Source organism: Desulfatibacillum aliphaticivorans DSM 15576 (assembly GCF_000429905.1).
Taxonomy (GTDB): Bacteria; Desulfobacterota; Desulfobacteria; order Desulfobacterales; family Desulfatibacillaceae; genus Desulfatibacillum; species Desulfatibacillum aliphaticivorans.
Window position 1 is genome coordinate 84,551 of the sequence record NZ_KE386982.1, and the last position, 20,648, is coordinate 105,198.

Below are 20,648 nucleotides of genomic sequence, written 5' to 3' on the forward strand. Positions count from 1 at the left end.
CATATGGAAACACCCCCACGGGCGTGGGGAAGACTACGATATATTGAAACCGACCAGCAAGGACAAAGAAACACCCCCACGGGCGTGGGGAAGACGGCTGATAAGGTCACGGGCAAAACCAACGATAGGAAACACCCCCACGGGCGTGGGGAAGACCGATACCAGAGGGCAAGCCGCTGGAAAACCATGGAAACACCCCCACGGGCGTGGGGAAGACCGACCCGGCAATGCTCGTGCACACGGCCTGGGAGAAACACCCCCACGGGCGTGGGGAAGACGGTATTTAAAAAGGAAGTAAGCGCCGAGTACAAGAAACACCCCCACGGGCGTGGGGAAGACTGACGCCTATCATCGCGTTCATACTTTCAGCCGGAAACACCCCCACGGGCGTGGGGAAGACTATGGGGTTCCGGTCTCGGAGAAATGGACAACGGAAACACCCCCACGGGCGTGGGGAAGACCGTCTGATGTTGTCACGGACGCTGGGAACTCCAGAAACACCCCCACGGGCGTGGGGAAGACAGTACAATGTCCCGGAAGGCGTGGCGGACCACGGAAACACCCCCACGGGCGTGGGGAAGACTGACAGACCAGCACGGAAAATCGCCTGCGCTTGGAAACACCCCCACGGGCGTGGGGAAGACCCTGTACTTGCTGATGCAGGTTCACCAACACAAGAAACACCCCCACGGGCGTGGGGAAGACGACGCAGCCCGCGCTTTAACCCTGGGCGACACAGAAACACCCCCACGGGCGTGGGGAAGACCTTCGTCCAGATCAACTCCATTGCTCAAGCCGAGAAACACCCCCACGGGCGTGGGGAAGACACCAACATCTTGTCGGCGTTTGTTATCCCAATAACAACATCTTGCTATTTTGCCAAGAGGCCATTTTTCTCCTGCACCAATTGCAGGCCGCTGATTTCCACCAGGGCTCTGGTATGATCGCCCAGCCCGCGGATTTTGTAGCCCGGCGGTTTATTGGAACGCTGGAACAGGATGAGCCCGGATTCCGGCGGGCAGTGGTCCAGCAGGTATTCCACGACTCCGTCCGCCACGGAGTCTTTAACGCCGGAGACGAAAACGTTTGGCCTTGGCTCCACGAACCAGAGTTTCATGCGGCCCCGGACGGCCGGAGGCAGGTGGTTTGCGACGGCGACAAGCATTTTAATCTCCATACAGGACGTGTTGGATGTCCTTGGCGATGCGGTCCAGGAGGTCTATGGCGACGACTCTGGAGCGGAAGGCTTCGGACACGGTGTGTTTATTATATCTTCCTCCCATTTCCAGGGTCAACGCAAAAGCCAGGTCAATGCAGAGGTCCTTTTTGTACAGGTCGGCCAGGTCGTAGATAAAGGGCAACGGGCTTCCTGAGTGGATGAAGCCGATGTGGGGGGAATAGCCCAGGCTGTAAACCGACGAGGTGAGGATGCCGTACAGGGCCGCATTGGCGCTGGTGAGCACCTGGTTGGTGACGTCGCTCATCTCCATCTTGCCCGGCTTGTAGGAGCGGCCTTTCCATCCCACTTTGTATTTTTCGGCCAGGTCCTTGTACAGGGCCCGGACCCGATGGCCTTCCATGCCCATCATTTCCTTGAGGCTTTTCCCGGCGAGATCCTCCTGGGGAAAGCGCATGGCGAACATTCTTCGGGCGACCTCCAGGGACTTTTTTTTGTCGGCGGCCAGGAGCATTTGGGATCGGAGGTTTCTGGAGTCCGAGGTGGGGGACTGGCCCGCGGCGTAAAAAAGCAGGCTGTCCTCCCCCACCCAGCACACGTTGCAATTGGCGGCGGCCAGGACCTTGACCGCCTCGTGGGTGATGCTGGTTCCCGGCCCCAGGAGCAGGGTGTTTATGACGGCGGCGGGAATGCGGACCACGTTATTCTCGCAGTCGATCCATTTCACGCTGCTGTCGTCAATTTCCAGGCGTCCCCGCTCCAGGTAAAGGAAAGGATACTTGTCCTTTACCTGGGGCAGGTTTTCCCGGGTAACCTTGATGAAAAGCCGCTTTTTGGCTTCCTTTGCCATGGCTTAGTTCCTGATGACGGTGACCCGCCGGTCCCGGTATTTTTTCATGGGGCCGAACTGCAAGGGCACGTCGTTAAGGGTGATGGGTTCGCCCGGATGCTCCCCGTCCACCACACGGAAGTCTTCCATGAGTTCTTTTTCCTCCATGAGGGCGGCGGCCCGGTCCATGGCGTCCTTTTGGGAGTCAAAGACGCCCTGGAAGACGAATTCCGTGGGCGCGCAGTTTTTCCGGCCCAGGTAGATGTCCCACACTGGATTCTGCAGGGCCTGGGCGAAGTCCTCGGCCAGGTCGGGCGGGAGATCCAGAACCACGGCGAACCGGGCGTCCTGGAGGTAGTAGCGGTAGGTCAGCTTTGCTCCTCCGCCCACGGCGGGCTTCCCTTCGCTGGTCTTGGGAATGTGCAGCCGCTCCCATGGATCCTTGTCATCATAGGCGCTGCCCACCATGTGAAAATCCCTGAGCAGGGGTTGTCGGGGGATTTTTTCCGGCTGTCCGCCGGAGCGTCCGGGCCGGGTGCGGGCGCAGGAGATGACGGTCTGGCCGTATGGCGCCAGACGGGCCAAAAGCTCCTTTTGCTCCCCGGAGGCGCCCAGGGCGCAAAGGAGCAGGCCCAGGACGCCGGACCGGGTGGGAAAGGGAAGGGTGTCCCGCCGTCCAAACTTGGAGTCCGCCCCCCAGGACTGCAGAGGGGCCTCCAGCCACATAAGCAGGTATCGGCTATTCATGGCCCACCTCTTGGATTGCGTTTTGGATGGACAGGACGAGGTCGTCTATGGACGGCCCGTTATCCTCCCCGAAGGTGAATTCGGCGATTTTGCCGAACAGGGACCCCGCCTGTTGCTCCTTTTTTGCCAGATAGGCGCACAAGGCTTCCTTGCTGGGCTCCAGCAGGCCGCCGTTGCGGGGTTTGACAGCCGTATCAAAGGGGGCTTGCAGGCGCTGCCCCTTACGCACGAAAACCTTGGAGAACTCCCACCAGCAGGCCCCGGACTGGGTTGCCTGCCGGGCGCTTGGCAGGGCCAGGTACAGGGCTTTGACAAAGCCTTCCAAAGCCTGGGGAAGGTGCTGGCCCGCCAGGTTCTCCCACAGCTGGCCCATGTCCAGGCATACGTAGCGGTAATAGGTGGCGGAATTAAACTCCAGGGCGCCCATGTGCGCGGACCCGGGTTCGGTCTGCAGGTCGTCCAGGGCGGTGAAGAACTCCACCTCGTTGGTCACCTTGTGGGTGGAAATGGCGTGGGAAAAAGAAGCGGCGCCCTCCACGTTCAGGGCCGCGGCCTGGGCCACCATGCGGCCGAACAGGGCTATGTCCACGCCGTCCCGGGAGAAATCCGGCTTACCCAGAAGGTTTTGGATTTTCTTTTCCAGTTTGATCTTCTGGATTTTGGCCTCCCCGTTCTTGGTGACCTTTTCCTCCTGGAATTCCGTGCTGAAGTTGTTTTCCTGCAGGGCCAGGGCGATTTTTTTGACTTCCTCCCAGCTGAGAAAAATAAGGGCGTCGCTCTTATCCGAGCCGTTGCCTTCGGAATCGTCGCCGTCATCCTTTTTACCCTTTTTTTCTTTGATGAACACCGACGCCACCTGGGCGGCGCAGGCCTGGGCTTGGTCCGTATCGGCGCCCAGTTCCGCGCAGGCGTCCTCTATCATTTGGTGGATGAGCTTGGTGCGGCTTCCAATGGGCACGCCCAGGTCCTTCATGGTCAAACGGATGTTGCGCTTCCAGCACTGGCTGCTGACCCGGGCCCGGGTGGTTCCGCCCACCACGGCGGTTTTTGGAGCGCCCACGTCGTCCCGGTTCAGACAGGTGACGGGGAAGGATTGGAGGATATGAAATTCCACGCGCAGGTTTTGGTACGGATTCTTTTCCATGATTGCAAGCCTCCTTATTTATATAAAGCGGTTATTGAATGTCTGAAGTCAAAGGAACCAGTTGCAGCAGGCCGAAGCCGAATGCTTTGGCCCTGCCGATGCCCTGGGTGAAGCTCGTTTTAAACGCGCCGGGATCGGTGACGCGTAATTTGCCGATAAAAGTTGCTGTATTATGGGTCCTCATGGTCCCGTCCTTGGCGTAGGCTTCCACGCCCATGCGGCTGACTTGCAGGCTGTGGGGCTCCACTTCAAAGCCAAGACCCGGCGCCTTTTTCAGGAACCATTCATGAAGATTCTCCCGGCCCCGGACCGGGATGAGCTTGCGGGATTTGTTATCTCGCCGGACCGGATTGAGCACCACTTCAAAGCCGTAATAATTCCAATCCAGAAACGCCGCCGGCACTTCCCGGCAGTCAATGGTTCCATAGCTCGGCTGCTCTGGCTCCCGGCGGGACAGAATAAGGATCTTCCTTCCGTTCCAGTCCCCGCCCTTGTCGGCAAAGAGAAAATCCCGGCCCTGGCCGTTGTTCTCCGGAAACAGGTCGTAGACGGCCTTATGAACCCCGTAGACGTCCTTCAGCCCCAGGGCCTTGCAGTCCCCCCGGTCAAGGGTGTACATGGTCGCTATCATCTTGTTCCCTCCTTCCGAAAAAGTCTTCCGCCCAGCGAAGTTTGCGCTTTTCGCCAAACCATAGGAGTTCATCCAGCAGCCGGGCGTAGCACAGGGGCTTTCCTTTGGACCGGATGAGGGCCAGCATGGGGCGCAGCACTCGGCAGGCCTCTTCAGCGTCGTCGCAGGCCAGGAGCCTGCGCAGGCGGGCTCTGGCGGGCTGGGACTCCTTTTTCTCATCATAGCAGGAGGCCAGGGCCCGCCCGATGCCCCAAACCCCGTCCTTTTCCGGCTTGGCCCTGGCAAGGGCCGCAGCTATGGAGGCGAAGGATGCGCGTTCCCAGGGCTTTTCAAGGTCGCACCAGCCCACAAGATGCTCCCAGGACTGGGACTCGGTGGCCGGATTGTCTGCACGGCGCAGGCGGGCTCCGTAGCCGGCGTCCTGAGCCATTCTTTTAATGGCGTAGGACACGAACTCCGTCCCCCTGGTCTTTCTGAGTTGTTCGTCTTTTTCCATTTCATTCCCCCAATTGATTGAAGGTTAATGAGCCGCAAGCCGTGAAGGAGCTCACGGACAGTTTGAATTCCCGTTTTTTAAATACTTGGATAAATTGGGACGGTTGGCGGCCCAGGCTTCCATCTGCCGGGCCGTATCCCTGGGGCAAAACGTGTTAAAGGCTGTTCGGGCGCAATCGGCAAACCGGGGGCGCATACCATGGGCGCCGCCATCGATATCAGAGCCGCAAACATCCACCAGGTCCTGGAAATTACGTTCGGAAAGCTGCCAGAACAAGTTGGACGCCTGCGCCGCCTGTTTTTTCCCGTCAGCCTTTTGGTGCTTGAAATAGGCTAGGGAGGATCCGTATACGGATCTGGCCAGGCCTTCCAGGGCATCCATTTCGCCTTTCAGGGAGGCGAGCCAGGTTTCTCCCAGCCATTGGGAGGAGAGCCTGATTTCGGACTCCACAAAATCGTCGGCGCCGGAGACGTACTGCTCCCCCGCATTGCTACTCACCCTGAGCCCCCCTGACCAAATTTTGAAACTCCCGGGTCCCCCTTTCCTGGCTTTGAGAATACCGCTGCGCAGTTGGGGGCAATCAAAAGATCGAGGGCTGTCCGCCTGAATGAATGAGAGAAGAGATGTCAACTCGCGCCATGGCCTTTTTTCGGGATCAACCCACAGAACCCTGGGCTTCTTGGTGTTGTCCACGGCCATGCTGGGATCAAAGGCGCCGTCCTTGTAGCCGGGATGAAAAATCCCTTCGACGTAATGGAAGTTTTCGTCCGCAAACAATGCGAACCGGCACAGGGGCAGCAGTCTTCCCATATACGCGTTCTTAAAGCTCCGGGCCAAGGAGCAGTCCTCCCCTTCAGGCATTTTCTCCCAGGGCGGAACGCCCAGCCCTTCCGGGAATTGCTCCATGCGAGCGATTTCCTCCAGCGTGAACAGGTTCAACCAGATCGTTTCCTGTAAGGATCCGCCGAACAGAAAATTGTGAAGAAACCCCTGGAAGCCCAGACAAGTACCTGGCTTGGCTGTTTTGGATTTTTCGGAATACGACGGGCTTAAAACGATTTTTGCATCGACCTTTTTGCCGCCCAGGGCGAAGCAGGAAAGAAATACCAATACAAGAGCCTTCTCTGGGTCACTCAGATCCCTGTCCTTTTGGCTTTCAAAAACCTGCGTGGTGTTGCCGGTAGCCACAAAGGGCAGGACAGCGCTGACATTCTGGATGTCGGCCGCCATAATCGCCGGCATTTGCAAAAATGGCCTGTCTCCATAGAGCCAGAAGCAATCCTTATGCTCCTCCAGGTATTCCACGGCCCTGGAGGCCATGCCCGAAGCCCCCATGGCAAGCCATTCGTCCGCGTCCGCCGGGGTGTGGGCGGTCTGGGCGATGGCCAGAAAGAGTTTTGTGAGAGCGATTTTTTCCAGGGGATTCCCGCCCAGGGCCTCCAATGCCGGGTCTGAAAAAACGTCCCGCAGGCTGACAAGCCCCCGGCCCGCAACGGGAATCCATTCCTCTTCCACCAGGTTGAAGCGTTTTTCCATGTGCGCCTCCATGATTATTATGAACATTCTTCCTGTGTTGAAGGTTATTGTTGGATCGCCCTGTATCCCAGGGCGGAGTCGTATTTGAGTACATAGCCCGGAAGGGCTTCCTGCCCGTCCAGACCGGCCAGGACGCCGCTTTCCCTGACCATGGCGGCCCTGAAGGGGCTCTCGTCGTCCTCGCCCAGGTACACGAAGCCCTTGAGGAAATTCATGTTCAGGCCATGGAAATCCGGGGCCAGTTTTTCAGGAACCGTCACGGTGTTCAGTTGGATCCGGGCGGCGGCCCTGCGCCAATAGGCTTTGTCCCGCAGGCGGAGGCCCGGGGAAAGAACCAGGGAAGACCCGTCCGGCAGTTCCAGGCGGGTTCCGTTTTGATCGTGAATTTTGGATTTTATAAGCAGGACGTCCGTGGTTTCGATTTCCGAATACCGGGTTTGGGCCCTGGTCTCGGACTGGGTCTTGCCGCTCCTGGAAAGGCCTGTTCTCGCCAGCCTTGAGAGTTTGTCCTTTACCTTTTCCAGTTCCTGCTTGTAGGCGGCCATGGGGCCTTGGTCGTTCCGATGGGAATACGTGGCCGCCATGAGAGCCCGTATTTTGGCGCCTGTGAGCTTGAATCGAGGCTGGCCCTCCCAGACATCCAGGCTGCGGCACAGGACGTAGGGAGCGTAAACCACGGCGCTTTTGCCCATGCTCTGGCGGTCGGCCTGGGCATCCTCCAGGGAAGGAGCCAGGATCCAGGCTTCGCGGCGGGCGCCTATGGGACGGATAGAATCATTTTCCCGATGCCGCCATAAGCGGCCCAGGCGCTGCAGGATCATGTCCGTAGGACACAGGCGGGAAACCAAAAAGTCGCCGTCAATATCCAGGGACTGCTCAAGCACCTGGGTTCCCACCAGTATGCGGCCCTGTTCCCCGCGCTTTTCCCGGCCGGTCTTTCCGAAAACCCCGGACCAATAGGATTCGTTGGCTTCACGGTCCACTTTGAGAAAGCGGGAGTGGACGAGGCCGGACTCTATGCCGAGGCCGGCAGTCCGGGCGCCCAGGCGCTGAAAGACTTCCCGGGCGCCGTCTACGGTGTTCTCTATCCACAGAACCTGCTGGCCCTGCTGAGCCCGGTCAATGGCTTCCTCGAAGGCCTCTTCATCATCAGGATGTATGCGCGTCAGGATTTCTGGCTCTTCCACTGCAGGCGAGGCAATGGCGTGGGGCGGCCCGCTATTCGGGCGTGCAGTGATCAGGGGATAGGCGTCGTCTCCAGAAGCCGGGGTTTCCCCCGGTGAGTAAACCAACTCCGCCCTGCGAGTTGTATCCAGGGTTGCGCTCAGAATGATGACCGTGCAATGGATTTCCCTGAGCGCCTGGACAAGCCGGTCCAGGATAACGCCGGTGTAGGCGTCGTAACTGTGGACCTCGTCCAGGATGACGCATTTGCCCGCCAAGGCAAAGGTGCGCACGAATCCATGCTTGACGTTCATGGCGGCCATGAGCGCCTGGTCCACGGTGCCCACGGCGAAGGGCGCCAATAATCCACGCTTGCGATAGTCAAACCAGGATTTGCCTGGCTGTCCGTCCTCTCCCATTTCAGTGGCCCCAAGCCACGCCGCGCTGTGGAGAAGCAAGGCTTTTTTATGGGGGCAGTTCTGATCCAGGACGACGTCCAGAAACTTGTTCATTCGCTCATGCATTTTGTCGGAGGTCAACTGGGTGGGCAGGGCGAAATAAACGCCGGTCGCCCTGTTCTCCTCAAGAGCCTTATACGCAGCGAACAGGGCCGCCTCGGTCTTCCCCATGCCCATGGGGGCCTCCAGGACATACACCCCGGGTGAAGAGGCCGCTTGGGCCATTTCGTCCTGGAGCGAGTAAGGGCTGAATTCAAAAATATCCTTGAAGGTCAGCCCGTTTTTAATCCTGGGGCGAATAAACCCGGCGTCGTCAAGGGCATCGGCGGTCATCCGGGAAAGATCCTCGTCGGAAGGAAGGCCCTTGGGAGCATACGGGCAAATGTCCAGGGCTGAGCCGATCCAGTCCGCCACGGTCGTGAGGCCGGACAATACGTCCGCATGAATGTCCGAGACGACTTCGGGCCAGGGGGATTGGAAATACTCCCTTAGCCGATCCACGGTCTTCATCCGTTCCGCCTGCCAGGTCGGGCCTCCGTATATTTCGTCGTCCGGGAAGCCGGGGGATGCCGGGGAAACACCGTGGTGGCGGCCGACGATCTCCGGTATGTAACGACCCAGATTCCGGGCTGCGGCTTGGCTGACAGTGAAATGCCAGCCGATGTTCCTGTCCAAATTTGCGGAGGCCAGCCCACGATATTCGCCAAGGCTATTATAAATTTTATCCTGAAAACCCGGGCTGATTTTCCCGATGTCGTGAATCGCTGCAATCAACTCGCTGCCGCAAGGAAAGAGCTTTTGAACCAGCCATTCCGGCTGTCGCTGCATCCATTCTCGGGTGACCATCCCCACGATTTTGCAGTGCGTGAAGACGTCGACGCCCGGACAGGAAGCCCCACCGGGCGCTGAAACGGTCTTTGCGATGAAGGACGGTGGAAACGGAGGCGGGGGCTTGGGAACGTTATGATTCTTAGGCGGCCGCATGTTTTTTTCCCTCTGAGAAAGTTTGATTAGGAATGTCTTTTGGCTTCTTTCGCATTATCTTCATCCGTCAAAGCATAGGAATACCTCTCCAAGCTGTCCTGCATCTCCCTGACAACCATGTCTCTCAACTGCCCGGGAGCTATTACACATGCCTCCTTGCCCAGGCTCAGGATCCATTGCTTGATTTCATCCAGGCCAGCCACTTCAAAAGCCAGTTCCAATCCGCCGTCCGGGAGTTTTTTCATGCGCTGGCTTTCGTGCCAGATTTTCTCCCCCACCCATCGGGACCATTCTGGACTGATGCGGACCTTCACGGTATGGAGTTCGTCCTGCATGACCTTGAAGCTGCCGCTGGTGTATTCTTCCAGGGAAAAATCTTTCGGAAGGTCGAAAGCGGCGCCTGTAACCTTAAGCATTTTTATGCGGTCCACCACAAAGGTCCGGACTTCGCCCCGCAGGTGGCAAAAACCGATGAGGTAGATGGTTCCATCCAGGAATCGCAGGGCGTAGGGATCCACCTTGCGAAGGCTCTCTTTGGGGCTTCGCAGGGATTGGTAAATCATTTCCACCCGCTCCCGTTTGGGCAGAACTTTGCTAAGCTGGTTCAGGATTTCCCGGTATTTTCCGTATTCCTTGAACGGCCGTATGCCGACGGAAAAGGCGCTTTGGACATTGTCCAGATAAGCCAGGGTTTCCCGGGGAATGGTGGCGCGGACTTTTTTAAAGAGTGACTCCAGGGCGTCGTAATACCAGGTGTCTTTGAAGACTTTAATGAAATCCCCGTAGAGGTATAGGGACATGAGCTCAGTGGTGGTGAAAGGCTGGGGAACCTGAAACTTGTAGTCGTCAATAAAGGCCCATTTGGTCTGGCCCTTGATCTTCTCCGTAAACAACGGAAATCCTGCGGCCTGCAAAGCCTCCAGATCGCGGTATACGGTTCGGCGAGAAGTATTCTCCAGGTCCATGATGTCGCGTACGCTTAGCCCGTTATGGCTGGCTTCAATATGCCTGAGAATCCGCCATTGCCTTGCAAGCTGATCGCCTCTCATTGCACACCTATAAAATGTATTATTAATGTTAAATTTTTCAGTATCATATTTTAAAGGACCTTTTAAGCACCAAAATCATTCTGAGTTTAAGAATATTAATTTCCTGCCATGCGATTCTCGAAAATACAAAATATTCCCGCATAAAATCGCATTTATTGCATTAGCACGAAAAAAGCAATCTGCAAAAGAGATGCATCATGAATGTTCATATCATCCGGCAGTGTCAGATACGGACACACTTTGAAGTTTCTTAAAAAATATTGAGTGAATTGGGATGCAAACAATATAAAGCGGGGTATTGAATGATAATGGCTTGATTTTTTTATTTATTTTAACTTTTTATGTGTGGCTTTTTTTCATCTTCCCCCTAACCTTGCTCCTGGCGCTCTTGATGATCTTCTCCACGGCGGCCGCCTTCGCCTCGTCAGACATGCGATTCCACCTTGCCGTGGCCATAAGCTCGGTAATCCTGCTTCGCGCCAGAGAGGACGATCTTTCCAGATAGTCCAAATACTGCTCCCGGCTCATTTTGTAAGGCACCCCTCCCACGGTGATCCGGCCCGAGGGCGGCCCCAGCCGAAGCATTTCCTTGTCCGCCAGATCCTCCAGGGCCTCGTAAACCTGATCTTCCTTGGACTCCGCTCGCGTCACGGGCATTCTTTCCCTGGGCGCCCAGGCCGTATGGATGGAAGCGCCGGCCGAAAGCATCAGGGCCGATAGTCCGTCCTCTTCCCCGGCGAAATACCGGATCATATACCCCACCTGCACCGGCTGCATGTTCGTTACCTGGTTGACCACGGTCGCAGGCAAACGGTTCCAGAACCCCTTCTTTTCGTCAAACGGGGAGTCCTTCCGGGTTTTTCCGGTGGCGATGAATTCTCCCAGGCCCGTGAACGGACGCTCCGCCCAGTCGGTCCCGGTCATGACGGCCTCTCCGGCGCGGCCCAAGGGGCTGGCCTTGCCCTTGATCAGCCTGGGCGGGTCAATCAGCTTCAGCGGGTCGAAAAAATGCCCTCCGATGGAAAAGGTTTTCCGCCCTTCCGTCTCGATGCCAAGCATTTCGTACAGCCTGGTGATGTCCACCTCGGTCCACCGGAATTTCTTGAACCGCTCGGTTCCCGCCTGTTCCTTCCAGAACTCTTCCGTATCGTCCGGGCCGTTCAAAAGCAGTTGGGCCATGATGGTCGCCAGGGCCACCCGCAGGGCGATCCGGCCCCAAAAGCGCCGGTATATGCTATCCATGCCCTTGGGGCCCGGAATGTCGCCGATGATCCGGTTGATCCATTTGTTCAGTCCTGGGATCATGCCCGTCACCGTGCGGAAGTTGGATTCCGTCCAGTCCGGCGCCAGCAAGGCCATGCGCGAAATATTCTGCAAGGTGGGGTTCCTGCCCATGCGCTTCAAATGCAGGCCGCCGAAGTCCGCGTTGATCAGCCGGGCGACCCGTTCGGCCACGGCGTTTTCGTCCACCCCGCCTTTGATCCCCTGCTTCACATGCCGGTCCTGGGTTTTCTGCAACTCGTGGACGAACTCGATCACAAAAGCCTCCGCCTTCAATCCGGCGAAAAACTTCTTGAACAGGGAATCCGCAAAGCGCTCCCGGGCGTAGCCCATGCCGCCCATCACCTTGGAGGCCTTTTCCAGCCCCAGCTTTCTCAACAATTCCTCGGCCAGGCCCCGTTCGTCCCGGAGCTGACCTTCGCCCCAGTCCTGGATCTCGCCCAGGGTCAGGCCGTTCTTAATCCCCAGGGTGATGAGCGGATGCCGTTCCTCAATCTTCCTAAGCCCCATCTTATAGGCGGACACCGGATTCCAGCCGCCGGTTTTTACGTCGTCGCCGTCCACGGTCTCCGTGGTCTTGCGCCAACCATGCTGCACGCCGAACATCCACGACCTTGCCCCGGCCATGTGATGGAAGAAGGAAGAGAGGAGGATCCACGACTTCAAGGCTTGGTTCAGGCGGGACAAGGCTTTCAGACCTGGCGTATCCCAAAACAACCGGTCCCCGGTGGTCATTTTGTTGATCATCCTGGCCAGTTCCGCCGGGGCGTACAGCCGCCGTTGCTCCCAGGACTCCGCAATATCCTTGGGCGGCCGTCGCTCAATCCTGTCGCACTGCTTTCTCGCCGCAAACTCTTGCGCATCATCCTCGGACAAAAACACCCTGTAGGCCCGGGTGGAGTCCTTGGATTTATAAACCGCAAAGGTTTCGGGAACCCGTTCAATGGGCGAAAAAAAGAACTTCCTGCCGTAATCGCTCACAAACAGGCTCACGGCGCCCTGCGGCCCAATGTCGGACCCCACCTGCCCGGCCCATTCCCAGACGTTAAAGCCAGGCGCGTCAAGCTCCGCATACCCCTTGCGCTTTCGGGTGTCGAACAGCCTGCCGCCTTCCAGATCCCGCAGGTAGTACCCGGACCGGATAAAGTCCTTGTTCGCCAGGATGGATTCCAGCTCGGTCATGTACGAGCCGTAAGAATTGGTCAGCCCTTTCACGCCCAGTTCGTAGCCTTCCATCCACCCGTCCAGGATAGTGTCCAGCTTGCGCCCCATCCTGGCGGTGGTGAAGGTTTGGAACCCGCTGGTTCCCGTTCCGGAAGCCGACACGCTATCCTTGAACTTGTCCTTGAACTTCCAGATCCGCCGCACGTAGTTGTCCCGCCACGATTTCACAACCCCGTTGGCTTCGGCCACGGTGTAGGCCTCCTCGAACAAAGCCCCGATTTCGTCCGCCAGGGCCTTCTGTTCGTCCGTCAAGGCCTCCACCCGATTCAGGAGACCCAACTGTTCCCTTATGGCGATCCTGCCTTCCCGGGAGGTCTCAGGCGCTTTCAGGGCTTTTTCCGCCCAGGCCCGAAACTCCGCAATCTTGTCAGGATGCCCCTGGATGTCACGCCACACCATCATGGCCTGGTCGAGCAAATCCGATTCCCGCGACCGCTTGAGCTTCTTGTCGTAGGCGAAGCCCAGGGCGTGCTTGCGCCGGCTTTTTTCGCCGGCCAGCTCCTGGACCTTCTTTTGCAATTCCTGAACCCGCAACTGAACCTGGTGGACGGCCTGATCCCTTTGCTCAAAGATCCGGTTGGCAAAGCTCCGGTTCTGCTCCATCTCCCAGGTCAAAAACGCCGATCCCGGCTGCTTGACCGCCGCGTACCGCACATGGCCGGTTTTTTCACCTGCAGGAGCAGGCTTGCCCAAAAAGCGATCCCCTTCCAGATCCCGCACCACGCCCCTGGACGTCCTCACAAACAGGTTCGCCAGGCCGTCGATAAAATCCGCGATCTTTTGCAGCACGGACCGGACCGGGGAAGAAAATCGATCAAACTCCCGTTGGCGGAGCTGCTCCGTCACCCACACGGCCCGGTCTTCAGGCCCGCCCACGTCGCCGGAGTTTTCCGATTTCCAGTTTCCGGCTTCCACCTGGCTCCGGATCTCCCGGGAGAGGACGCCCCGGTCTTTGGCGCTCACTAGGCCCACGTCTTCAAGAAAATGAAACTTTTCATGGGCCAGGGTCCACTGGTCTGCAATATCCCTTTGGAGAAGGATCTCAAAATCCTGGTATTGTCCGGCGATCATCTCCCCGGATTCCAGGCTTCGCCCCCGGCCCAGGGTGAAGGCGGCTTCGTCGGCGCTGATATGGTCCACGGCTCGAATGGTCAAGCTGTCCATGCCTGGATACTTCACCCACACCCCGCCGTCCGTCGAGATCCCCGCGTCCGCGCCGGGAAAATGCTTTCGCACCTGATCCAAAGTCACCGGTTCGCCGGGCGCCCGTCCTGTCGCGTATTGGGCGCCTCCGGCGGCTTGTCGCGGCTCTTCCTCCCGATCCGGCCTCCGGACGTGCTTCATGCGGATAAAGTAGCCGCCCTGCTTTTTCCAGGTGTATTTGTCAATCTCCCGGGCCTGTTCCTCGCTCAAATCCTTGGCGATGACCCCGCGCAACTCCTTCCCTTTTCGAGTTACATGCACCACTTCCGGCGCGTCCGTCACATAAGTCTCGCCTTCCACCTCGCCCTCGCCCGCGCTTTCAGGCCTGGCGTCCTGTCTCGGACGGACCCGGTCCGGGATGGTTCCGTTTTCAATGCGCTCGAAAAATTCCTTGATGGTCTTGGCGTCGCTGTAGTCCCTGGACGCCTGGGAGGAAGGCTGCTGGTCTTTGGAAGCCTCCTTGTCGATGATCACAATCCGCGCATTGACCCTGGTTCCGGCTCGCTCAAACGTGACGCTGGGCAGGGTAATCTCCCCGACCACAAACAACCCCTTCGCCTCGTCGGACTCATACCACTTGTCAAACTTCTTGTCCGCGGCGGGCCCCTTGGGGATAATTGCCGCAATGCGGCCGCCGGGGTTCAAATGCCTGGCCGCCTTGGCTATATGGTCCACGGCCGTCTTGCCCCCGGAGCCGAACGGCGGATTCATCACAATGGCGTCGTACTTGTTTATAATATTGAGATCTTCAAACCGGTGCTCCAAAATCCTGCCTTCCGTGACCATGCGCAACCGGGATGAAAGCTCCCGGGAAGGCTCCACTACGGTCACGTTGGCGGATTCCGGAAACCACCGCGCAATGGCGCCGTGGCCGGCGGAGGGCTCCAGGACTCTATCCCCAGGCCGGATGTCCGCCCACTCCACCATTTTCAACCCCAGGGGCTCGGGCGTGGCAAAATAATCCTTCCCTTCCGCCGCCTTGGTGCGGGAAGTCTTTTTCTGGTTGGCGTAGTACATGGAAACAGCCCGGTCCCATTCGGTCAGGGCCGCGTTGGCCGCCGCGTCCTGTTCCTTGCCGCCCGTTCCTTCTCCCTCGAACCCGGCCGCGTACACATCCGAATTTTCAAACCCGTTGATGAAGGCATCCCGCAACGCCCTGGCCTGCTCTCCCAAGGCCAGGTTCTCCGCCGTGGACGTCCTTTGCGCAATGGTGGTGGCAAAGGCAAACCGCTCCCAGTTGGTGCCCGTGTTCAAATACCGGAACATGGCGTTGCTGGCCTGGCCCACGCGGTAGATCCGGCCCTCCTGCTGGATGGCCGTGGTGGGCTGGGTGGGAAGCCCCAGGTTGAACAGCACCCTGGGATGCCTGCCCGTGGTGTCGTGGAGCGAAATGCCTTCCTTGCCGGCGGCCGACTGCACTAAGATCACTTGCGCCTTTCCGTTATCGTCCTGGAAATCAGCCACGGCCTGGCGGCGCTTGGCCTTGGGGACGTCGCCGTTAAAAATGGCCAGCTCGTCGCCGAACTCCCAGGTCAGGGTCTGGATGGGCGATTTCATGGAGGCGATGGGCAGGTTCCACAGGTCGGCGCGCTTTTCGGCGAACTCCGCAACCAAATCCCCCAACGGAAGGGAGCCTCCGTCCGGGATTTTCACAATCTCCCGGCTTTTCAAATGCCCGGAAAGATTGAACGGGTTAAACCCGCCGCCCTTCTTGAAGTCATGAAACACCACCACTTTCCGCCCAAGATCCATGTGGGCGCGGATATGGGGGATCACCTCCTGGGCCTTGATGGCCTCCAATAAATACCGGCGCGACAAATGGTCAAACTGCTCCATGACCAGTTGGTGAATGGCGGTGTATCGTTTATTTTCCCAAAGCCACTGCAATCCCTCGTCGATGTCGGTTCCTATACCGCTTTCCGCAAGCACGAACTTCCGGTCATAGTCAAAATCAACTTCCAGCATCCGCCCCGAAAGAACCTTTTCCTTTTTCAAAAAGGCGTTGAATTGCCGCTGCATCAGGCCGCGATCCACTTCAGCCTCCGGCTCGGTCAGCTTGTTGTACCGCATCCGGTAGCCAAAATGCTGCATCATAAAGGCTTCATATGGGCCTGGGGCATTGTAGGAATATCCGTCGGACTCAGGATAGCTGAAGAGATACCCCTCCGCCATGTCCACGCTTTTTTCATAGGCGAACGGCGTCGCCGAAAGCATCAGCAGCTTGGGACGGCCCCCTTGCTGGGCTTTTTCCACCTCCTCCATAACCTGGTCCCGCCAATCGGCTAATTGGTCGCTCAGGGATTCCAGTTCCTCGATCTCACTGTCCTTGATGGCTTGCGGATCCATCTTGGAAAGAATCTCGGCCCGCTCGATTTCCTTGGCGTACATCCGCGAATAGCGCTCATGAGCCCCCCTTGAATGCAGGGTAAGGGCCCGCACAGCGTTCAAGGCGTTGGTTCTTTGTCCGGATTTGTTTTGGGAGAGATAATGGGCTTCGTCCGCGATCACCAGGTCCCAATCGCGTTTCACAAGGCTGGCGTTGACGCCCAGGTTGGCGTAGGTGGTCACCACAATGCCCTTGCCGCCGTTGTCTCTGGTGTCGGAAAGCTGCTTCACGTCCAGATGCAGATTTCTGGCGAATTCAATCCAGCCGTTGGCCACCTGGTCGCTGGGGACGGCTATCAGAATATTGTCCCTGCTCTGGCGTTCATAGCGCTTAGCCACGCCAAGGCCCACGGCCGTCTTGCCCGTGCCGGTCCCGTTGGTGAACAGCACCCCGTGACCGTCAACGTTGGCGAAGCGGCGTTCCGCAAAAACCACATCCTGGCGCTGTCCGGTGGTAAGGAAGGGCAGGGACTGATCGGCGTTTTCCTGGTTGCCGGGCTTCACGGCAACCTTTTGGGCGGCCTTTTGGGCCGCCGCCTTGTCTATTCCTGCAGGGCTTTGCGAAGAAGATTTTCCAACTGCTTCTGCTGAGACGGACTCAAAAAATACTCCTTCGAGGCCAGAATCACCGCTTCGTTCACCGTGTTCACTTCCGGCAGGGCGTTCCCCAGCTCCGGCCTGTTCTCCAGATACCTGCTGATCGCGTCCCTTTCCAGAAGCAGCGGCCTCACGACCTGGAACCCCAGAATCGTCATTGGATCGTTCCCGGCCTTTTCCAGGTCCTTGCCTTCCTTCTCGCAGGCCTCCGTCACCTGGTCCTGATCCATCTTGAACCACTTCCGGGCCCACTTGGTCCTCAGCTTTTGCGTCTCCGCTATTTCGTTCCAGATCACCGCCGCCACGTTCAGCATTTTCTTTACCCCCTGTCGGTTCCTCTTCAATGTCCTTGGCCTCGGTCATGCCCTGGGCGTCGAATCCCGGATAATACCTTACAGCCTCGTACCAGCTTCGTAAATGGGGTTTCGCAGCCTCTCCCAAATCCTGCAGCATGGCCTTGGAGTAAGCCGCAAAACTCCGGGCCCCCGCCTCGATGTGATATCCGGCCAGGGTGATTCCCGCCTGGACAAGCTCCGGGTCCAGCCCCATGCTTACCTGGTTCAGTTTCTTCCGAAGCAGCTTCCGGGCTTCCTCGGCCGCATCCCTGGTGAAAACTGTGTTGGACTCGCCGTAACCCGGTATTTGTTTCGATTCCTCAACAGTCAGGTTTTCCGTGACGGTTGCAGGCTGATTCCTGGTTTGCTTCGGCTTTTTGCTTACGCCGGTTATGACCTCCGCAAGATTCTTGGGCTTTTTAACTTTTTCGGGTGGGGAGGCAGTTTTTTTCTCGGCTTGGGCGGCCGTCTCCGGAGGCTTCTCCGGCTTGGTCTGGGGCTGGCTGAAAAGATCCTGCTGGCCCTGGGAGGGGGCTAATCCTGATTGGTCAGAATCCGGTGAATCCGAAGGCTTTCCAAGGCGTCCTGTATCACCCTTTGGGTCTCTTCCTTGGACAATTTCCGGGACGGCGTCTGAGACGGCTTGGTAGAATCGGTCTTTAACGGCCGATCGTTCTTTGTTTGAGCCTGCATCGTGCAACTCCCTGGCTGCTTGGTTTAAAAGGTCGCTGACAGTCCCCTTACTATGGGCCAAACGGTTAATAATGTCAATAACCTGGGCCGCCTGTTCGGCGATATCCTTGCTGGCTTCCACGTCGATCACGTTGCCCGCTTCCGACAGCCTGTCCGCGCTGGCTTTTTTGCCCACAACCCCGAACAGCCGCTTGTCGTTGGCCAGCCTTTTCAGGGTGTAATCCAGGATCTCCGCCTTTTCCGTGGCCAGGGACTCCCTTATCATCTCCGCGCCGAACAAAGACTGCTGCTCCGTCTCCACGGTTGGGGCGCCCTTGACCACATTGATCAACTGCTCCACAAAGCCCTGGGAGATGTTGCCGCGCTTCTTCCGTTCCTTGGCGAGCAGCCTTACAAGGTCCAGTTGGGCCGCATCATCGCCGGGCAACCCGTTGCCGATGGCCACTCCCCAAGGCCTGGGCAGGTCCCCGGACTTCACCTGCCCGAACAAAAAGTCGCTCAACTGGGCAAGGGCCATGCCTTCCCTGGCGATCTTGCCCTTTAAGGAAATATTAAATTTTTCCTGGAGGGCCTCTTTGTCGATGTTGAGCTTTCTGAATATCGTGGCAGCGTCCTCGGGAGATCCCTGCCCCTCTGCAATGTTTTGCAAAGCGCCTGCAACCATGGCGCCTTCGGCTGTTTCAGCGTCCGAAAACCTGACAGTTATACTTTCTGCCCCGGTCCTTTGTGCCAGTTCCAGCCGATGGTGCCCGTTGATCACATACACCTTGCCGTCTTCCGGGTCTTTCCAAACCGTCACCAGACCGGCCAGGTTGGGGTCGAACTTCTTGATCCCCTTGAGCTTGGAATTCACCCCGCCCTGTCCCATGCCGCGCTTGTATTGAAAACGGTCCGGGTCGGCGATGATCTCCCGGGGATCCATGTCCATCACCCGGCCCGAACCCACAAGTCCGGCGCCTGGCGCTGCGGCCGATTCCGGCTGGGCTTGCCCGCCTTCCTCCGGCGGCTCCGGGCTGGAGGCCATTTTCACCTCCGCTTCCGGGAAGAGCATAAGGGCCAACCCGTTGGCGTATTGATCCACCACATTGGAGGGGTCTGGATACTCCTTGCTCACCTTATCCCGGCTGCCCAATTCCCGGACCCGATCCCCAACCGCCGCAACCTGGCCTGGAGACAATTTCCCTGCCAGTTCCGCCAGGGTTCCGGCCATGGTCTCCCCATCAAGGGCCTGATCCTCCTGACGCAAGGCGTCCATGGTCTCCTGTTTCATGCGCGCCTGCTCTTCAGCCTGAGCCTGGGCTTGCGCATCGGCCTGGGCTTTGGCCTGCTTTTCAGCCTGCCGCCTGGCCTTCACCAGGTCGATCACCTGGCCGTGGACCGCGTCCACCTTGGCTTCTTCAGCTTCGCGGGTAGCCCGTTGGGCTTCAAGGGCTTCGTTCCGGACGCCCGGCGCCTTGCCCGCGGCTCCGGCCTCCACCGGACCGCTCGCCATGCCCTGATCCTGCATGGGCTTCGCCTGGATCTCTTCGTCCAGGGAAATGCTCTCCCCGTTCGTAATGGCCTGGGTGGATGTCTGGCTCCACACTTTAGCTAACACCGGGTCGATATCCTTGATGGCTTCCGAAACATGCTTGGCCGCCTGCATTCTCGCACGCGGGTCCGCCTGGCCGTCCTGAAGAAGACTCCCGATCCTGCCCCGTTGCAGGGCGTTTCCTCCGGCGCCGATCACGCCGAAAATCAAACCCGCCGTGGTCGAAGGCCCGAAAGCCTGCTTGGCCGCGTCCCAAAAACTCATGTCGCCCATGCCAGCGTCGCGGGCGATATTGGCCTGAACCCCGGCCGTCGCCATTTCGCCGCCAGCCTCGACGGCCGCCGTACCAGCCACGCGGGATAGGGTCTGAGCCCAGCTTCGCCTGAGCAACCCCTTGACGCCGGTTTTCAAGACTTGCTTTCCAGGGGCCATGACAGGCTTTGCCAGCCCGGCGGTTACAGCCTCCAACAAATCCGTGGCAAACTCAAAACCGCCTTCAGCCAGGGCGTGCTTCAACGCGGCCTTTTCGCTCACGGACCGGACGATTCCCATTTCATCGGCCTGCTCCAGGAACTCATCCCAGGCGGCCACGCCGTACAGGGTTCCTCCCGAAAGGGCGTAACCAGCAATAGCGCCTACCGGGGCGCCAATGCCGCCAGCCGCCGCGCCTGCTGCGGCTCCCGCAGCCGTTGCAGGCCCTTGGGCCGTCACCGACTGCACCACGCTCTGCAGCCCTTCGTACAGCCACCTTCGGAGGCCTGACTCCGCCTGCTTGGACGGCCTTAAAAAATCATGCTTCCACGTCGCGTCCTGGGCTTGGCGAACCATGGCGCCGCCAAGCCGCCCCATGCCTTCGTCAATGGGATCGTCGCCAACCATCCTGTCCACGCCCCGAAGCACCCGCCCGGTCATTTCATAAGCGCCCACCAGGCCGCTGGCGGATGCAGAGGCCATGTCTCCTATCAGCCCGCGATCCGCCGCCTTGGGTGCGTAAGGCGCCATATTCTGGGCCACAAAGTTGTGACGCACCCTTTGTTGATCATCCAGGCTTAGGCTATAAAACTCATCGTCGGTCAACTGGTCTTCAAAATAGCCTGTAAGCGCATTAATTTTCTTGGATAAGGGAAGGTCTTTGGCCTGGGCGGAACCCAGCCACCTCTGGGCTTCACGATTCAGCATGTCAC

Annotated in this window: 10 protein-coding genes and 1 CRISPR repeat array; all 10 genes read right to left on the reverse strand. The window is 58.5% G+C overall.

Annotated elements, in window-relative coordinates:
* Positions 1-6: 6 nt before the first annotated feature.
* A CRISPR array of direct repeats spans positions 7-827; the repeat unit is 28 nt; unit sequence GAAACACCCCCACGGGCGTGGGGAAGAC.
* A 44-nt stretch (positions 828-871) separates the two neighbouring features.
* Complete coding sequence (cas2e, locus tag G491_RS0126510; protein ID WP_028316679.1) at positions 872-1,165, reverse strand: type I-E CRISPR-associated endoribonuclease Cas2e; 294 nt, start codon at positions 1,163-1,165, stop codon at positions 872-874.
* Between the two features lies 1 nt (position 1,166).
* Positions 1,167-2,027 (reverse strand): type I-E CRISPR-associated endonuclease Cas1e, encoded by an 861-nt coding sequence (gene cas1e, locus G491_RS0126515; RefSeq protein ID WP_028316680.1) that lies wholly within the window; start codon positions 2,025-2,027, stop codon positions 1,167-1,169.
* 3 nt (positions 2,028-2,030) lie between these two features.
* Entirely contained in the window at positions 2,031-2,753 is a 723-nt protein-coding gene (cas5e, locus tag G491_RS0126520; RefSeq protein ID WP_028316681.1) for a type I-E CRISPR-associated protein Cas5/CasD, read from the reverse strand.
* Positions 2,746-3,897 (reverse strand): type I-E CRISPR-associated protein Cas7/Cse4/CasC, encoded by a 1,152-nt coding sequence (gene cas7e / locus G491_RS0126525; protein WP_028316682.1) that lies wholly within the window; start codon positions 3,895-3,897, stop codon positions 2,746-2,748. Before cas7e ends, cas5e begins: the two co-directional genes overlap by 8 nt.
* Positions 3,898-3,928: 31 nt before the next feature.
* Entirely contained in the window at positions 3,929-4,528 is a 600-nt protein-coding gene (cas6e, locus tag G491_RS0126530; protein ID WP_028316683.1) for a type I-E CRISPR-associated protein Cas6/Cse3/CasE, read from the reverse strand.
* Positions 4,503-5,024, reverse strand: a complete 522-nt coding sequence (gene casB / locus G491_RS0126535; RefSeq protein ID WP_028316684.1) for a type I-E CRISPR-associated protein Cse2/CasB — start codon at positions 5,022-5,024, stop codon at positions 4,503-4,505. The genes cas6e and casB overlap by 26 nt, the downstream gene beginning before the upstream one ends.
* Before the next feature lie 51 nt (positions 5,025-5,075).
* A complete protein-coding gene (gene casA / locus G491_RS0126540; protein ID WP_028316685.1) occupies positions 5,076-6,560 on the reverse strand; it encodes a type I-E CRISPR-associated protein Cse1/CasA in 1,485 nt (494 codons plus the stop codon).
* A 44-nt stretch (positions 6,561-6,604) separates the two neighbouring features.
* Positions 6,605-9,166, reverse strand: a complete 2,562-nt coding sequence (gene cas3 / locus G491_RS0126545; RefSeq protein WP_051327543.1) for a CRISPR-associated helicase Cas3' — start codon at positions 9,164-9,166, stop codon at positions 6,605-6,607.
* Positions 9,167-9,192: 26 nt separating this feature from the next.
* Positions 9,193-10,215, reverse strand: coding sequence for a helix-turn-helix transcriptional regulator (locus G491_RS0126550; protein ID WP_028316687.1), 1,023 nt, complete (start codon positions 10,213-10,215; stop codon positions 9,193-9,195).
* Positions 10,216-10,554: 339 nt separating this feature from the next.
* The gene (locus G491_RS34720) at positions 10,555-20,643 is read right to left on the reverse strand and encodes a DEAD/DEAH box helicase family protein (protein ID WP_051327544.1); all 10,089 of its coding nucleotides are present in this window, start codon (positions 20,641-20,643) and stop codon (positions 10,555-10,557) included.
* Positions 20,644-20,648 lie beyond the last annotated feature (5 nt).

What these genes read in the sequence shown, in the direction of transcription:
- cas2e (WP_028316679.1), bottom strand. Translation starts at nt 1,165, where the DNA reads ATGCTTGTCGCCGTCGCAAACCACCTGCCTCCGGCCGTCCGGGGCCGC.
- cas1e (WP_028316680.1), bottom strand. Translation starts at nt 2,027, where the DNA reads ATGGCAAAGGAAGCCAAAAAGCGGCTTTTCATCAAGGTTACCCGGGAA.
- cas5e (WP_028316681.1), bottom strand. Translation starts at nt 2,753, where the DNA reads ATGAATAGCCGATACCTGCTTATGTGGCTGGAGGCCCCTCTGCAGTCC.
- cas7e (WP_028316682.1), bottom strand. Translation starts at nt 3,897, where the DNA reads ATGGAAAAGAATCCGTACCAAAACCTGCGCGTGGAATTTCATATCCTC.
- cas6e (WP_028316683.1), bottom strand. Translation starts at nt 4,528, where the DNA reads ATGATAGCGACCATGTACACCCTTGACCGGGGGGACTGCAAGGCCCTG.
- casB (WP_028316684.1), bottom strand. Translation starts at nt 5,024, where the DNA reads ATGGAAAAAGACGAACAACTCAGAAAGACCAGGGGGACGGAGTTCGTG.
- casA (WP_028316685.1), bottom strand. Translation starts at nt 6,560, where the DNA reads ATGGAAAAACGCTTCAACCTGGTGGAAGAGGAATGGATTCCCGTTGCG.
- cas3 (WP_051327543.1), bottom strand. Translation starts at nt 9,166, where the DNA reads ATGCGGCCGCCTAAGAATCATAACGTTCCCAAGCCCCCGCCTCCGTTT.
- G491_RS0126550 (WP_028316687.1), bottom strand. Translation starts at nt 10,215, where the DNA reads ATGAGAGGCGATCAGCTTGCAAGGCAATGGCGGATTCTCAGGCATATT.
- G491_RS34720 (WP_051327544.1), bottom strand. Translation starts at nt 20,643, where the DNA reads ATGCTGAATCGTGAAGCCCAGAGGTGGCTGGGTTCCGCCCAGGCCAAA.